14 protein-coding genes are annotated in these 15,266 nt (G+C 62.3%); 4 read left to right on the forward strand and 10 right to left on the reverse strand.

The features are described 5' to 3' along the window. Positions 1-16: 16 nt before the first annotated feature. The 4 genes from rpsF to ACOSV0_RS11705 form a co-directional block, all read right to left on the reverse strand. On the reverse strand, positions 17-391 hold the full coding sequence (gene rpsF, locus ACOSV0_RS11690) for a 30S ribosomal protein S6 (protein ID WP_006048823.1): 375 nt from the start codon (positions 389-391) through the stop codon (positions 17-19). A gap of 227 nt (positions 392-618) precedes the next feature. Then, entirely contained in the window at positions 619-1,554 is a 936-nt protein-coding gene (locus ACOSV0_RS11695) for an anti-sigma factor family protein (protein ID WP_434106350.1), read from the reverse strand. Beyond that, positions 1,544-2,311 (reverse strand): RNA polymerase sigma factor, encoded by a 768-nt coding sequence (locus ACOSV0_RS11700; RefSeq protein ID WP_434106351.1) that lies wholly within the window; start codon positions 2,309-2,311, stop codon positions 1,544-1,546. Before ACOSV0_RS11700 ends, ACOSV0_RS11695 begins: the two co-directional genes overlap by 11 nt. A 205-nt stretch (positions 2,312-2,516) precedes the next feature. Next, entirely contained in the window at positions 2,517-3,431 is a 915-nt protein-coding gene (locus tag ACOSV0_RS11705) for a LysR family transcriptional regulator (RefSeq protein WP_169486500.1), read from the reverse strand. Positions 3,432-3,618: 187 nt separating this feature from the next. Between ACOSV0_RS11705 and gcl the strand changes: the two genes are divergently transcribed. The 4 genes from gcl to ACOSV0_RS11725 all read left to right on the forward strand — a co-directional run bounded on the left by gcl (position 3,619) and on the right by ACOSV0_RS11725 (position 8,339). Beyond that, a complete protein-coding gene (gcl, locus tag ACOSV0_RS11710; protein WP_434106352.1) occupies positions 3,619-5,394 on the forward strand; it encodes a glyoxylate carboligase in 1,776 nt (591 codons plus the stop codon). Between the two features lie 115 nt (positions 5,395-5,509). After that, positions 5,510-6,319: a 2-oxo-tetronate isomerase gene (gene otnI, locus ACOSV0_RS11715; RefSeq protein ID WP_434106353.1), complete on the forward strand. Its 810-nt coding sequence runs from the start codon at positions 5,510-5,512 to the stop codon at positions 6,317-6,319. Between the two features lie 156 nt (positions 6,320-6,475). Then, the gene (locus tag ACOSV0_RS11720; RefSeq protein WP_434106354.1) at positions 6,476-7,384 is read left to right on the forward strand and encodes a 2-hydroxy-3-oxopropionate reductase; all 909 of its coding nucleotides are present in this window, start codon (positions 6,476-6,478) and stop codon (positions 7,382-7,384) included. A 553-nt stretch (positions 7,385-7,937) separates the two neighbouring features. After that, positions 7,938-8,339, forward strand: a complete 402-nt coding sequence (locus tag ACOSV0_RS11725; RefSeq protein ID WP_105508377.1) for a DUF3597 domain-containing protein — start codon at positions 7,938-7,940, stop codon at positions 8,337-8,339. A 184-nt stretch (positions 8,340-8,523) separates the two neighbouring features. Here ACOSV0_RS11725 and ACOSV0_RS11730 read toward each other — a convergent pair whose 3' ends face one another. From ACOSV0_RS11730 to ACOSV0_RS11755, 6 genes are all read right to left on the reverse strand, one after another. Next, entirely contained in the window at positions 8,524-9,567 is a 1,044-nt protein-coding gene (locus tag ACOSV0_RS11730) for an asparaginase (protein ID WP_434106355.1), read from the reverse strand. 222 nt (positions 9,568-9,789) lie between these two features. Further along, on the reverse strand, positions 9,790-10,716 hold the full coding sequence (locus tag ACOSV0_RS11735) for a CysB family HTH-type transcriptional regulator (RefSeq protein WP_434106356.1): 927 nt from the start codon (positions 10,714-10,716) through the stop codon (positions 9,790-9,792). A gap of 95 nt (positions 10,717-10,811) precedes the next feature. Next, on the reverse strand, positions 10,812-11,870 hold the full coding sequence (locus ACOSV0_RS11740; RefSeq protein WP_434106357.1) for a sulfate/molybdate ABC transporter ATP-binding protein: 1,059 nt from the start codon (positions 11,868-11,870) through the stop codon (positions 10,812-10,814). Continuing rightward, positions 11,870-12,904, reverse strand: coding sequence for a sulfate ABC transporter permease subunit CysW (gene cysW, locus ACOSV0_RS11745; protein ID WP_434106358.1), 1,035 nt, complete (start codon positions 12,902-12,904; stop codon positions 11,870-11,872). The genes ACOSV0_RS11740 and cysW overlap by 1 nt, the downstream gene beginning before the upstream one ends. Continuing rightward, positions 12,901-13,803: a sulfate ABC transporter permease subunit CysT gene (gene cysT / locus ACOSV0_RS11750; RefSeq protein WP_434106359.1), complete on the reverse strand. Its 903-nt coding sequence runs from the start codon at positions 13,801-13,803 to the stop codon at positions 12,901-12,903. The genes cysW and cysT overlap by 4 nt, the downstream gene beginning before the upstream one ends. A 136-nt stretch (positions 13,804-13,939) precedes the next feature. Next, positions 13,940-14,989: a sulfate ABC transporter substrate-binding protein gene (locus tag ACOSV0_RS11755; RefSeq protein ID WP_434106360.1), complete on the reverse strand. Its 1,050-nt coding sequence runs from the start codon at positions 14,987-14,989 to the stop codon at positions 13,940-13,942. Positions 14,990-15,266: the final 277 nt, after the last annotated feature.

Consider the following 15,266-nt stretch of genomic DNA (forward strand, 5'->3'; position numbering starts at 1 on the left):
GCTTAAATAATGTGTCTTAAGCCTGCGCTTCGGACGGTTGCGTAGCAGCCGACTTCTTGGCTTCTTCGCGCTGCACTTCCTTCATCATCGGCGACGGGCCCGTTTCGGCCTTCTTCATCTTGACGATCAGGTGACGCAGAACCGCGTCATTGAACTTGAATGCGTGTTCCAGCTCGTCGAGCGTGGTTTGGTCGCATTCGATGTTCATGCAGACGTAGTGAGCCTTCGCGAGTTTCTCGATCATGTAGGCCAGTTGGCGACGGCCCCAGTCTTCGATACGGTGGATCTGGCCACCGTGCGAGGTGATCGTGCTCTTGTAACGCTCGATCATTGCGGGCACTTGCTCGCTTTGATCCGGATGCACGATAAATACGATTTCATAATGACGCATATTCACTCCTTGTGGATTAAAGCCACCCGGGCGTCGGAACCGGTGTGGCAAGTGAGAAGCCAAAGAGTGTAACCCGATTAGGGCCGGGTTGCAAGATATCCCGTTAATCCGGCACGCGAATCGGGTGTGTTTTCAAGGGTTTAGGACGAAGTAAGCGAAACGGACGAACGGCCGCCCCGCACGCCCGCCCGGCAACATCACCGCCGGATCGCACACGGGACGCTCGTTCAGCCCCCTTCGGTCTGCTCGCTGCCGCCCGCCAGACGGGCTTTCAGCGCCTTTTCAAGCCCGCTGAGCGCGTCCGGCGCGGCATCGGTGACGGCCCACCAGGTCATCCCCTGCGCGCTCCAGTGCGCGAGCGAGTAACCCTCGCGGGTCTGCGCTACCGACGGCCCGGCGGCCGCTTCCCGCCCGGCATCGCCGGAACGCGCTTCCGGAAACACGTAGACGTCGATGACGTGCTTCTGATAGCGGTACACCAGCACCGCCACCCGCTGATGCCCGATGTAGTCCAGCCGGCCGCCTTCAAGCGGAAAACCGTTCGCCGCAAGGTCCTCGACCGGCGGCGAGTAGTCGATCCGGCCGTTGAACCACGGCTTGACCGTGTGCCGGTCAGTCGAAATGACATCAATGTCGTGGCCGGACATTTGCGCCCGCACATGGCTTTCGACCAGCTCATCGGAGAACGCGCCGCCTGGTGCCGGACGATGCAGGTTCATTGTCACGCCTACCGCCACCGCACCGAGCGCGACCACGAGCGCAACGAGCCAGCCCTGCCCGATCGCCGAGCCCGAGCCCGAGCCTACTACGCCCCCGCCCGGCCGCCCCATCGCGCCTTGCGGACGCAGCCAGCCATTCAGCCAGTTACCCAGCCAACTCCACTTCGGCCTCGGTTGTGCGGTCGCCCGTGGGGTTTCGGCCGTCGGCTCACGGACAGCGCCATCGCCCTGCGGGAGTGCCGCAAGAATCCGCGCCCGCAAGGCATCCGGCGCTCGGTGATAAGGCTGTGCGCGCAGCGACTTGCTCAACGCATGCAGGTTTTCGCTTTCGCGCCGGCAGGCGTCGCAGCTCTCGATATGCTGCTGGACGCGCTGAGCGTCCGGCGCGGGCAATTCGTGGTCGGCGTTCGCATCGAGGAGCGGCCGCGCTTCGTTACAGTCCATCTGGCGTCTCCTGAGTTAAGCCGGCAGCACTTGCACCGGGGTTGCTGGACGGACGGCCGTTGGAGGCCGCCCGCAGTGGTGTGACCGAAGCCGTGGGTGTCGCGCAGGCACCCGGCGCCGTGGCTCGCGGCGGACTGCCACCGCCCGGATGCCCGGACGCCGGAAGCCCGGATGCCGGATGCCCGGATGCCTGCTTCGCCATCAGCAATGCGGCCAGCTTGCGCCTGCCCCGCGCGAGCCGCGACATCACCGTGCCGATCGGCACATCGGCCACCATCGCGATCTCCCGATAACCCATTTCCTCAAGCTCTCGCAGGATCAGCACCTCGCGGTACTCGACCGGCAACTGCGCCAGCGCCTCGTGCACGAGCTTCGTGTCTTCATCGCGGATCAGGAGCGTCTGCGGATCGGCGCCGCCCACGCTCCAGCCCTCGAAGGTCGCGTCGTCCATGGTGTCGTCGAACTCGACCACCTCGTGCGACGACGCGCGCCGCCGCCATTCCGTGTACCAGGTACGGCGCACGATCGCCAGCAGCCACGGCCGCGCGGAGTCGCCACGGAAGGTGTCGAAGAAGCGGAACGCGCGCATGAACGCTTCCTGCACGACGTCGTCGGCATCGTTGGCGTTGCCGCACAGCCAGCGCGCAAGGTTGTACGCGGCGTCGAGATGCGGGAGCGCCAGTTCCTGAAAACGGCGGTTCCTCGCAGCATCGGCGTCGTGGTGCGCGCGGGCGGCATTTGAATCGGGTTGACCCACCTCGGCCCTCCGGGGCATTGCGGCTAAGCGGTTGACTCGTCATCCAGCATGACCGGTCACAGGCCGAGTTTATTCCCGCCCCCGTATGGAATCTGCAAAAAAGGCGGAAAAGACCCTGCACCGTGGATCACGGCACAAAACGGGCACAAAACGCTGAACAGCGCGATCGCGGCGGCCCAAGCAAAAAAGCAGCCCCGCCCACGCATTAGTAAGTCGGGCGATTCCAGTAATCCTCGCTGGCATACACCTCTTTCAGATAATCGATGAAGTAGCGCACCTTGGCCGGCACATAACGCTGCTGCGGATAGACCGCCAGAATGTCGTAGTCGGGCAGCGCGAATTCATCCAGCACGGTTTCCAGTTCGCCGCGCGCCAGTTGCTGCTGGATTTCCCAAGTGGAGCGCCAGCCGAGGCCGAGTCCTTCGGATACCCAGCGATGCAGCAGCTCGCCGTCGTTGCAGTCGAGCGTGCCGCCCACGCGCACCGTCGCCAGTTTGCCGTTACGGCGGAAGTACCAGCCGCGGTTCTGCCCGCCTTGCAGGTTGAACGCGAGGCAATTGTGCTGCGGCAGATCTTCGAGCGTTTTCGGCTTGCCGTATTGGCGAAAGTATTCCGGCGTGCCGCACACCACGCGCCGGTTCGACGCCAGCTTCACCGCGACGAAATTCGGATCGACCGCGCCGCCGATCCGGATCGACAGGTCGTACCCCTCGCGCACCAGATCCACGACCCGGTCGGTCAGGTTGAACGACACCTGCAATTCGGGCTTGTCGGCGAGAAAGGCCGGCGCAAGCGGCGCAACGTGCTTGCGCCCGAATGCGGCCGGCGCCGACACGATCAGATGGCCGTTCACCGCGCGCCGTCCGGCGCTCAGTTCGTTCTCCGCCTGGTCCCATTCGGTCAGCAGGCCACGGCAGCGCTCGAGAAACGCCGCGCCGTCTTCGCTGACCACGAGGCGCCGGGTCGAGCGGTACATCAGCTTCACGCCGAGGCGCTTTTCCAGCGCGTCGATGCGGCGTCCGAGAATCACCGGCGACACGCCCTCCTCCAGCGCGGCCGCCGCGAGACTGCCCGCATCGGCGACGCGCACGAACGTTTCGATCTGTTTGAAGCGGTCCATTTTTGTCTCTCCCGTCCCCTACCACCAAGGCCATTCCATACTTTTTGTTTCGAAATAAGCGACCTGGACTGATCTTATCAAACCTTTAGGTGAGGCCTACAGTTCGATCAACACCTTTGGTTTGCATATCCGTCAGCGAATTCGTCAGCCAACCTATTCGCCCACCCAAGACATTCAGGAGACATTCATGGCCAAGATGAGAGCCGTCGACGCAGCCGTGCTGGTGCTCGAAAAAGAAGGCATCAACACCGCATTCGGCGTTCCGGGCGCAGCAATCAACCCGTTCTACTCGGCCATGCGCAAGGCAGGCAGCATCAGCCACGTACTGGCGCGTCACGTCGAAGGTGCGTCGCACATGGCCGAAGGCTATACGCGCGCCCAGCCGGGCAACATCGGCGTGTGTATCGGCACGTCGGGCCCCGCCGGCACCGACATGATCACCGGTTTGTACTCCGCTCAGGCCGACTCGATTCCTATTCTGGCTATCACGGGCCAGGCACCGCGCGCGCGTCTGTACAAGGAAGACTTCCAGGCCGTCGATATCGAATCGATCGCCAAGCCGGTCACCAAGTGGGCCGTCACCGTGCGTGAGCCGGCTCTCGTGCCGCGCGTGTTCCAGCAGGCCTTCCATCTGATGCGCTCGGGCCGTCCGGGTCCGGTGCTGGTCGACCTGCCGATCGACGTGCAACTCGCCGAAATCGAATTCGACATCGACACGTACGAGCCGCTGCCGGTCTACAAGCCGAAAGCGACCCGCAAACAGATCGAAGCCGCGTTGACGCTTTTGAACGACGCTGACAAGCCGTTGATCGTCTCGGGTGGCGGCGTGCTGAATGCCGCCGCTGAAGACCTGCTGGTCGAATTCGCCGAAACCGTGGGCGTGCCGGTGATCCCGACGCTGATGTCGTGGGGTGCGATTCCTGACGACCATCCGCTGATGGCCGGCATGGTCGGCTTGCAAACGTCGCACCGTTACGGCAACGCGACGATGCTCGCCTCCGACTTCGTGCTCGGTATCGGCAACCGTTGGGCGAACCGTCACACGGGCAGCGTCGAGGTTTATACCAAGGGCCGTAAGTTCGTGCATGTGGACATCGAGCCGACGCAGATCGGCCGCGTGTTCGGACCGGACCTCGGCATCGTGTCGGACGCGAAAGCCGCGCTCGAACTGTTCGTTGAAGTGGCTAAAGAATGGAAGGCCGCCGGCAAGTTGAAAGACCGCAGCGCATGGGTCGCCGATTGCCAGCAACGCAAGCAGACGATGCATCGCAAGACGCACTTCGACAACGTGCCGATGAAGCCGCAGCGCGTGTACGAAGAGATGAACCAGGTGTTCGGCCGCGATACCTGCTACGTGAGCACGATCGGTTTGTCGCAGATCGCCGGCGCGCAGTTCCTGCACGTCTACAAGGCGCGCAACTGGATCAACTGCGGCCAGGCAGGCCCGCTCGGCTGGACGATTCCGGCAGCGCTCGGTGTGCGTGCAGCCGACCCGCAACGTCCGATCGTCGCACTCTCGGGCGACTACGACTTCCAGTTCATGATCGAAGAACTGGCAGCCGGCGCGCAATTCAAACTGCCGTATGTACACGTGGTGGTGAACAACTCGTACCTCGGTTTGATCCGCCAGGCACAGCGCGCGTTCGATATGGACTTCTGCGTGCAGCTCGGCTTCGAGAACATCAACTCGCCGGAAACGAACGGCTACGGCGTGGACCACGTCGCGGTTGCGGAAGGCCTGGGTTGCAAGGCGATCCGCGTGTTCAAGCCGGAAGAACTCAAGCCGGCCCTGCTGAAAGCGCAATCGATGCTCTCCGAGTTCAACGTGCCGGTGATCGTCGAAGTGATCCTCGAACGGGTGACCAACATTTCGATGGGCACCGAAATCGACGCGATCAACGAGTTCGAAGAACTGGCCGAGAAGCGCGAAGACGCGCCGACGGCAATCAGCATGCTCGACTGAGCTTTCCGACTTTGCAGCAGATGAGCGCGATTCAGCGGCGTAGACGTAGTCATTCAACGCAACTGGATCGCCTCATGAAGTTATTCCACTGACCGACCAGCGAGACACAAGCACCATGCCGAAATTTGCAGCGAATCTCACCATGCTGTTCAACGAAGTCCCGTTCCTCGACCGTTTTTCGGCAGCAGCGGACGCGGGCTTCAACGCCGTCGAATTCCTGTTTCCGTATCCGTATCAGATCGCTGAATTGAGCGAACGTCTGCAGCAGAACCGTTTGAAACTCGTGTTGCACAACCTGCCCGCAGGCAACTGGGAAGCGGGTGAACGCGGCATCGCGTGCCTGCCGGATCGCGTGAGCGAGTTTCAGGAAGGCGTCGGCCGCGCGATCGAATACGCGAAGGCGCTGAAGGTGCCGCAACTGAACTGCCTCGTCGGTATTCCGACGGCGGGCATCGATGCGGACAAGGCGCGTTCGACGATCGTCGACAACCTGCGCTTCGCCGCGGGCGAACTGAAGAAAGCGGGCATCAAGCTGCTAGTCGAGCCGTGCAATTCGTACGACATCCCCGGCTTCGCGCTGAACCGTTCGGGCGAAGGCCTCGACGTGATTCGCGCCGTGGATTCGGACAATCTGTTCCTGCAATACGACATCTATCACATGCAGCGGATGGAAGGCGAACTCGCGGCCACGATCAAGAAGAATCTGCCGCAGATCGCACACATCCAGCTCGCCGACAACCCGGGCCGCAACGAACCGGGCACCGGCGAAATCAACTATCCGTTCCTGTTCGACCTGCTCGACTCGCTCGGCTACGACGGTTATGTCGGCTGCGAATACAAGCCGCGCACAACCACTGCCGCCGGCCTCGGCTGGGTGCAGAGCGTGGCCGGGCAAACCCGCGGCGCAGCCCACGCCGCTGCGTGATCGAAACACTGCGCGAAACACTGCGCGAAACATCACGCGATGCACTGCGCGACTCGTCGATCACCGCATCGATCACCGCATCGATCACATCAGACAGACCACGCCCCGAAGGAAGTCCCTCAGGGCGCCCCGAAACAACACTGGAGATTTAGACACATGGCAAAGATCGGTTTCATCGGCCTCGGCATCATGGGCGCGCACATGGCGCGTAACCTCATCAAGGGCGGTCATTCGCTGTTCGTGAATGGCGCTTATCCGGTGCCGGAAGATCTGGGCAAGACGACCACCGTGGTCGCCAATTCGACCGCTGTCGCCCAAGCCGCCGACGTCGTCATCATCATGGTGCCGGACACGCCTGACGTCGCCAACGTGCTGTTCGCCGACGACGGCGTCGCCGCCGGCCTCACGCAGGGCAAGCTGGTGATCGACATGAGCTCGATCTCGCCGCTCGACACGCAAGCCTTCGCAAAGAAGATCAACGCGCTCGGCGTCGACTACCTGGATGCGCCGGTGTCGGGCGGCGAAGTCGGCGCGCGCGAAGCGTCGCTGACGATCATGGTCGGCGGTCCGGAAAAAGCGTTCGCACTCGCCAAGCCGCTGTTCGAACTGATGGGCAAGAACATCTCGCTGATCGGCGACAACGGCGCGGGTCAAACCTGCAAGGTCGCGAACCAGATCATCGTCGCGCTGAACATCGAAGCGGTAGCAGAAGCCCTGCTGTTCGCGTCGCGCTCGGGCGCCGATCCGGAACGTGTGCGCAAGGCCTTGATGGGCGGCTTCGCATCCTCGCGCATTCTCGAAGTACATGGCGAGCGTATGACCAAGCGTAAGTTCGATCCGGGTTTCCGCATCGAACTGCATCAGAAGGATCTGAACCTCGCACTCGACGGCGCACGCAAGCTCGGCATCGCCCTGCCGCATACGGCGAGCGCGCAGCAACTGTTCAGCGTGTGCGCGGCTAACGGCGGCAAGGCCTGGGATCACTCGGCCATGGTGCGCGCGCTGGAAATCATGGCGAACTACGAAGTCGCGCAAGCGCCGGGTAGCGAAGCCAAGGCGGCTTGATACGTCGAACCGCAATGCAGATTGTCATGATCGTTGCAACATTATCGTCATGGCAATCGAAGGTGGGGCGCTCTTTGCGTCGTGCAGCATGCACGGTGCAAAGAGCAAATCGTGCCGCTCTGGGCTGAGAGCGGCAAGTGGGGTCCGCAGCGGCACCCGGCGGCGCCGGGGAAGCCTTGGTCGGTCAGACGTCGTCGTCGGGTGTCCGGCTGTCGGATTTCAAATTTATGCGTTTTCCGCCAATCTCTCGCGGCGGCTGCATCATGCACGCCGCCTGCCAACGCCTCTCCCTGCAAGTCTCTTTGCGGGTGTGCTCGCAAGTCCGCTTGCATTTGCTTGCAACTCCGCGCCCGCAGCACGACCTTTTTTGACACATCTCCCTGCACTTTTCTCCTACACTCGATGAGTCTGGTTGCTCGCGTTTCAGCGTTCACGCGCGGCTTGCCGATCATCGCAGCGCATGTGCTCCGTTTGGTTCGCCCGATTTGCAACCAGAGTTCAACCCGTGAGCGGAATGTGCTTGCGCCGGTAACCCATCTGCAGAGGATTCAGAATGAGTATCTTTGGTGACATCGTAAACAAGCTCTTCGGCAAAGCGAAGCCCGACCAGCCTGCGCCTGCGGTTGAGCCGACACCGGATCCGGCAGCGGCGCAAGCTGCCGCACCGGACGCTGCACCGGCGCCCGCGCCGCTGGCCGACGTCGACGTCGCTGCCGTCATGGATCAGTTCGTGAGTGAGAGCGGGCAAACGTTGAACTGGCGCACGTCGATCGTCGACACGCTGAAAGCGCTCGGCGTCGACAGCAGCCTCGAGCATCGCAAGCAACTCGCACAGGAACTGAAGTACAGCGGCGACACGAACGATTCGGCGAGCATGAACATCTGGCTGCACAAACAGGTGATGCAAGCGCTGGCGGCGAACGGCGGGAAGCTGCCTCCGGATCTGGCGTCCTAACGGCCAGCCGGCATCGCCGGCTTCCGGCGATAGCGATAAACCTCAAGCTGAAACGACAACGCGGCGCCTCGGTCAATGACCTGGCGCCGCGTTGTCATTCAACTCTGTCATTCAACGCTGTCATTCAAGCTTCATCTGCGGGACACGGTTCTGACTTTGAACCGGGCTACCCGCGTCAAATCAATCAGTACGTATCGAACGTCTTCTGCAATGCAACCGGCCCCGTGCCGCCCGCGGCCAATGCGAGCATCAGCAGAACGCGCGCCTTGTACGGATTCAGCGAACCCGCGCTGATGAAACCGAGCGCATCGTCCGCCGCAGCGCCATTGCGCATCACATGGCCTGAGCCCACGCGCGACGAACGCACCACCGCCACGCCTTGCGAGGCCGCGTCGGCCAATGCCTGTTGCATGGTAGCGTGAATCGAGCCGTTGCCCGTGCCCGCCACCACGATGCCGCGCACGCCGGCTGCCACCAGCGCATCCACCGCGATCCGCGAAACGCCCGCGTAGCTCGCGACAACCTCCACATGCGGCCACTTCGCGCCGATCACGAACTCGGTTGCAAGCGTATGCGGACGCACCACGCCGCGCTGGAATTCGACGCGGCCGTCCTGCACCCAACCGAGTGCACCGATTTCCGGTGATTGGAACGCATCCACGGCGTACGTGCTCGTCTTGACCACGTCGCGCGCGCTGTGAATCCTGTTGTTAAAAGCCACCAGCACGCCCTGCCCGCGCGAACCCGCGTGTGCCGCAACCGTCACGGCATTCAGCAGATTCAACGGACCATCGGCAGACAGCGCCGAGGCCGGGCGCATTGCCGCAGTCAGCACGACCGGCTTGTCCGACTTGATCGTCAGATGCAGCAGATAGGCGGTTTCTTCGAGCGTGTCGGTGCCATGCGTGACCACCACGCCGTCGACATCATCGTCGACGAGCAGCGTGTTAATGCGCTGCGCGAGCGTAGTCCACAGCGACATTTCCATGTCTTTACTGTCGACGCTGGCAATCTGCTCAGGCGCGATCCGCGCGACCGTGGATAAAGCCGGCACCACGGCCAGCAATTGATCGACGCCGACCACACCCGCCTGGTAGCCCGATGTGTTGGTGGCGTCCGCGGCTGCGCCGGCGATCGTGCCGCCGGTTGCCAGCACGGCGATGCGTGGCAGCGGCGGCGTGGCGCCTTCGTCGGAAGGCGTGGCGGAAGAAGAGGTCAAAGTATTCATGGCGGCGATTGTAAGCGATGCGCCGCGCGCCGCCATGCGTGAAAAAACGGATGTTCGTTCGTTTTGGAACTGGATGAGGCCGGCGCTCTATATGCCACGCGTTGACGTGGCGTTTGTATCAGGGTCAGCCACCGCCCGCATGAAGCTCGCACTCGCGCCGCCATAAATTCATCCGGCGCCGTTCGTGCCCTGCGCCGAACCGCGCCGATCCGGCGTCCCTCTTCAAACCGCTTCGCGCAACTGTGCCGCGATTTCCGCTTCGTTCAACTGCGGCGCGAACATTTCGAGCAACCGGTACGCGTACGCACGCAGGAACGCGCCCTTGCGCAATCCGACCCGCGTCGTGCTCGCTTCGAACAGATGCTGCGTATCCAGCGCGACCAGTTCCGTGTCGCGCTTCGGATCGTAGGCCATGGCCGCGACCACGCCGATACCCATGCCGAGTTCGACGTACGTCTTGATCACGTCGGCATCGATGGCGGTCAGCACGACGTCAGGCAACGCGCCCGCTTTGGCGAACGCCTGGTCGATGTGCGAGCGGCCCGTGAAATCCTGGTCGTACGTAACGATCGGGAATTCGGCGATCTCGTCGAGCGTCAGATTCTCGCGGCCCACCAGCGGATGGTCCTTCGGCACCACCACGACGTGATGCCACGAATAGCACGGGAACGTGACGATATCGGGAAAACGATCGAGCGCTTCGGTTGAAATACCGATATCCGCTTCGCCGTTGATGATCATCTGCGCAATCTGTTGCGGGCTGCCCTGGCGCAGCGCCAGATGCACCTTCGGGAATACCTCGGTGAATTGACGGATCACCTTCGGCAGCGCGTAACGCGCCTGCGTGTGAGTCGTCGCCACGACGAGGTGGCCGCTGTCCTGATCGGCGTATTGACGCGCGACGCGGCGCAGATTCTCCGCATCGAGCAACATCCGCTCGATCAGCTGATGCACGGCCTTGCCCGGCTCGGTGAGGCCCGTCAGACGCTTGCCGCGCCGGATGAAAATATCGACGCCAAGCTCGTCTTCCAGATCCTTGATCTGTTTCGACACGCCCGACTGCGACGTGTACAACACGTTCGCCACCTCAGTCAGATTCATGTTCTGACGCACGGCCTCGCGCACGAAGCGCAATTGCTGAAAGTTCATCTGTATGTCTCCGGTTAAGCCAGAGTTGAGTTATTAGAGTTTGATCGAAACACCGAGTATTGTTGTGCTGCTTATGGCACTGTCCGCCGCATCGTTTATTGCGCGGGAAATACACGCAACGCGCGCGGCACGGCCGTCACGCCGTCGCCGATCGCCAGTTGCAGATCGCGCCACGATTCGCGGTCGAGTTCCGCTTCGAGCACATTGCCCTCGCGGCCCGCCAGTTCCACACGCACCGAGCCGCCAAGCGTCACCACGCGACGCACATCGACCACAATGCCTTCGCGGTGGCCGGACGCCTGGCTGTACAACTGCAGATCGTGCGGACGCACATAGGCGAACGCCGGCCCCTTGAAGTCAGCCTTGATCGCAACCGGCAACGCCGCGCCGTCGACCACGAAGCCGCTTGCATCCACGTTGCCATGCAGACGGTTCGCCGCACCGAGAAACTCGTAGACGAACGAGGTTTGCGGATGGTCGTACACGTCCTGCGGACTGCCCACCTGCTCCACATGGCCGCGATTCAACACGACGATACGGTCGGCCACTTCGAGCGCTTCTTCCTGATCGTGCGTGACGAAAATCGTCGAGATATGCAGATCGTCATGCAAGCGACGCAGCCAGCTGCGCAACTCCTTGCGCACTTTCGCATCCAGCGCGCCGAACGGCTCGTCGAGCAACAGCACCTTGGGTTCGACAGCCAAGGCGCGCGCCAGCGCAATCCGTTGCCGTTGACCGCCCGACAGTTCCGACGGATAACGCTGCGCGAGCCAGTCAAGTTGCACGAGCTTCAGCAGTTCATGCACCTTCTCGCGAATCACCGCTTCCGAAGGCCGCTCCTTACGCGGCTTCACACGCAAGCCGAAGGCGACGTTCTCGAACACCGTCATATGACGGAACAGTGCGTAATGCTGGAACACGAAGCCGACTTCACGCTCGCGCGCGCCGACCGTTGCAACGTCCTGGCCTTGCAGCACGACCTGGCCGCCGTCCGCGTATTCGAGGCCGGCAATCACACGCAGCAAGGTGGTCTTGCCACAACCCGACGGCCCGAGCAGCGCAACCAGTTCGCCCGGCGGAAAGTCGAGCGAAACGTTATCGAGCGCGACGAAATCGCCGAAGCGCTTTTGCAGGTTACGAACGGTGATACCCATTACAGCTCTCCTTGCTTGAGCGCGTGTTGATGCGATTGTTGCTGCAGACCATGCGTTGCATTGACGGACGGTGAAGCGGACGGCGGCGTGAGCGGCCCTGCATACGCCGGCACATCGCGCGCGGCCGACAGTTCCGCCGACATATGACGCTCGGCGAGCAGCTTCAGACCGAGCGTCACGAGTGCGAGCAAGGCCAGCACCGACGCCACGGCGAACGCCGCCGAGAAGTTGTATTCGTTATAGAGAATTTCGACGTGCAGCGGCATCGTGTCGGTCTGGCCGCGAATGTGGCCGGACACTACCGACACCGCGCCGAACTCGCCCATCGCCCGCGCGTTACACAGAATCACGCCGTACAGCAGGCCCCATTTGACGTTCGGCAGCGTAACGCGGCGAAAGATCTGCCAGCCCGATGCGCCGAGCACGTGGGCGGCTTCTTCTTCATCGTTGCCTTGCGCCTGCATCAACGGGATCAGTTCACGCGCGACAAACGGGAACGTGACGAAGATCGTCGCCAGCACGATGCCCGGCACGGCGAAGATGATCTGCACGTTGTGATCCTGCAGCCACGGGCCGAACCAACCCTGCGCGCCGAACATCAGCACGTAGATCAAACCGGAGATCACCGGCGACACCGAAAACGGCAGATCGATCAACGTGGTCAGCAACGCCTTGCCGCGGAACTCGAACTTGGCAATACACCATGACGCCGCGAGACCGAACACGAGATTCAGCGGCACCGCAATCGCGGCCGTGATCACGGTGAGCTTGATGGCCGACAACGCATCCGGATCGGCCAGCGATTCCAGATAGAAGCCAACGCCCTTGCTCAAGGCCTGATAGAACACGGCGACGAGCGGCACGACCAGGAACAGCGCGAGAAACAGCAACGCGATGCCGGTCAGAATCCAGCGCACGACGGGCGGCTCGGTGACCGGATCGGGCCGGCGCGCGACATTGAGCGGCGCGCGCGGCGCCACGGCGATGGCGGACGGACCGGCGCCCTTCACGGAGTTCACGGAATCGCGGCTCATTGCGCATCTCCGCCGACACCGATCGCCGCCACACTCGCAACCGCAGGCGCAGGACCCGCGCCGCCGCGGCTCGTCCGGCGCTGCAGATACCACTGCAGCGTATTGATGAACAACAGCATCAGAAACGACACCACCAGCATCACGACCGCAAGCGCCGTGGCGCCGGCGTAATCGTATTGTTCGAGTTTGGTGATGATCAGCAGCGACGTGATTTCCGATTTCATCGGCACGTTACCGGCGATGAAAATCACCGAGCCGTACTCGCCGAGCGCCCGCGCGAACGCCAGCGCGAAACCGGTCAACAAAGCCGGGAACACCGCCGGCAGCACCACGCGGCGAAACGTCAGCCAGCGCGAAGCGCCGAGGCACGCGGCGGCCTCTTCCTGTTCGCGTTCGAACTCTTCGAGCACCGGCTGCACGGTCCGCACGACGAACGGCAAACCGATAAAAGTCAGCGCGATCAGCACACCGGCCGGCGTAAAGGCGATCTTGATGCCGAGCGGTTCGAGAAACTGCCCGATCCAGCCATTGCCCGCATACACGGCCGCGAGCGAAATGCCGGCCACCGACGTAGGCAGCGCGAACGGCAGATCGACCACCGCGTCGACAATGCGCTTGAACGGGAACGTATAGCGCACCAGCACCCACGCGACCAGGAAGCCGAACACCGCGTTGATCAGCGCGCCGCCGAGGGCCGAGAAAAACGTCAGGCGATACGACGCGAGCACGCGTGGCGAGCTCACCGCGCGCACGAACTGGGCCCAGTCGAGCGTCGCGGTTTTGAGAAAGGTCGCCGCCAGCGGAATCAGCACCACGAGGCTCAGATAAGCCACCGTGATGCCGAGTGTGAGGCCAAAACCAGGCAATGCGCTCGGTTTTCGGAAGGTCAACGTCGTCATGCTGAGTACTCTTCAGGGTTGAGGCCGGCGGCTCTTTTTCCGGCCGCCTGGCTGGCCAAAAAGCGCGCCCGGTGGGCGCGCTTTTTGGCGGATGACGCATGCGCGTTTAACGACGCGGCTCCAACTGTGTACGGCTTTACTGCGGCGAGTAGATCGAATCGAACACGCCACCGTCGGCAAAGTGTGTCTTCTGCGCGTTCGCCCAACCGCCAAACGAATCGTCGATCGTGTACAGCTTCAGCTTGGGAAACTTCGCGGTCAGCTCAGCCGGCACCTTGTTCGAACGCGGACGGTAGAAATTCTTCGCGGCGATTTCCTGACCTTCCTCGCTATACAGGAAGTTCAGATACGCTTCGGCCAGCTTGCGCGTGCCGTGCTTGTCGACCACCTTGTCCACCACGGCAACCGGCGGCTCGGCCAGAATACTCACCGACGGCACAACAATTTCAAACTTCTCCGGCCCGAACTCCTTCAGCGAAAGGAACGCTTCGTTTTCCCACGCAATCAGCACGTCGCCGATCCCACGTTGCACGAAGCTGGTGGTCGCGCCACGCGCGCCCGAATCCAGCACGCCGGCATTCTTGTAGAGCTTGCCGACGAATTCCCTGGCCTTCTGGTCGTTGCCGCCCGGCAGATGTTCGGCATAGGCCCATGCAGCCAGGTAGTTCCAGCGCGCGCCGCCCGAGGTCTTCGGATTCGGCGTGACGATCGACACACCCGGCTTGATCAGATCGTCCCAATCCTTGATGTGCTTCGGGTTGCCCTTGCGCACCAGAAACACAATGGTCGACGTGTACGGCGACGCGTTGTCCGGCAAACGCTTCTGCCAGCCCTTGTCGAGCAAGCCCTTGTTAGCCAGCGCGTCGATGTCGTAGGCGAGAGCCAGCGTCACCACGTCCGCCTGCAAACCGTCCAGCACCGAGCGCGCTTGCGCACCCGAGCCGCCGTGCGATTGCTTGAAGGTGATCGTCTCACCCGTTTTGGCCTTCCATTCCTTGCCGAATGCCTGGTTGACGTCCTGGTACAGCTCGCGTGTCGGGTCATACGACACGTTCAGTAGCGTTGCGTCGGCCGCATGCGCCGGCGTCATGGCGCCGACCGCGGCAAGCGTGCCGGCTGCGCCGAATGCGAGCGCCGCGATGAATTTCCTGGTCCTGCCTGCCAGCCCCGTACCTTGATGGTTCATGTCAACTTTCTCCGCGTGGTGGTCCGCTAAAACAGCGTGTGGTGTTCTTTTACGTCGCGGTCACGTGCACATGAGCGCCAACTCGAAGGGCAGTCTATCGAAGAGCTTTCATCATTAAAAATAATGTTTCTTCATTCTTTAATACGCAAAAGTGGTAATGACGGCTGGATAAGGCGTTGAGGCACGAAAACGGGTGTTATAGCGTCCGTTTGCGGCGCAGGAACGCCACCGCGGACCACGAACTTAAAGTAAAGCTTGAATTGCGCGGAATACTGTA

The organism is Paraburkholderia caffeinilytica (assembly GCF_051027425.1).
Taxonomy (GTDB): Bacteria; Pseudomonadota; Gammaproteobacteria; order Burkholderiales; family Burkholderiaceae; genus Paraburkholderia; species Paraburkholderia caffeinilytica_A.

Coding starts and splice junctions, on each gene's coding strand:
- rpsF (WP_006048823.1), bottom strand. CDS start 391: ATGCGTCATTATGAAATCGTATTTATCGTGCATCCGGATCAAAGCGAG.
- ACOSV0_RS11695 (WP_434106350.1), bottom strand. CDS start 1,554: ATGGACTGTAACGAAGCGCGGCCGCTCCTCGATGCGAACGCCGACCAC.
- ACOSV0_RS11705 (WP_169486500.1), bottom strand. CDS start 3,431: ATGGACCGCTTCAAACAGATCGAAACGTTCGTGCGCGTCGCCGATGCG.
- gcl (WP_434106352.1), top strand. CDS start 3,619: ATGGCCAAGATGAGAGCCGTCGACGCAGCCGTGCTGGTGCTCGAAAAA.
- otnI (WP_434106353.1), top strand. CDS start 5,510: ATGCCGAAATTTGCAGCGAATCTCACCATGCTGTTCAACGAAGTCCCG.
- ACOSV0_RS11720 (WP_434106354.1), top strand. CDS start 6,476: ATGGCAAAGATCGGTTTCATCGGCCTCGGCATCATGGGCGCGCACATG.
- ACOSV0_RS11725 (WP_105508377.1), top strand. CDS start 7,938: ATGAGTATCTTTGGTGACATCGTAAACAAGCTCTTCGGCAAAGCGAAG.
- ACOSV0_RS11730 (WP_434106355.1), bottom strand. CDS start 9,567: ATGAATACTTTGACCTCTTCTTCCGCCACGCCTTCCGACGAAGGCGCC.
- ACOSV0_RS11735 (WP_434106356.1), bottom strand. CDS start 10,716: ATGAACTTTCAGCAATTGCGCTTCGTGCGCGAGGCCGTGCGTCAGAAC.
- ACOSV0_RS11740 (WP_434106357.1), bottom strand. CDS start 11,870: ATGGGTATCACCGTTCGTAACCTGCAAAAGCGCTTCGGCGATTTCGTC.
- cysW (WP_434106358.1), bottom strand. CDS start 12,904: ATGAGCCGCGATTCCGTGAACTCCGTGAAGGGCGCCGGTCCGTCCGCC.
- cysT (WP_434106359.1), bottom strand. CDS start 13,803: ATGACGACGTTGACCTTCCGAAAACCGAGCGCATTGCCTGGTTTTGGC.
- ACOSV0_RS11755 (WP_434106360.1), bottom strand. CDS start 14,989: ATGAACCATCAAGGTACGGGGCTGGCAGGCAGGACCAGGAAATTCATC.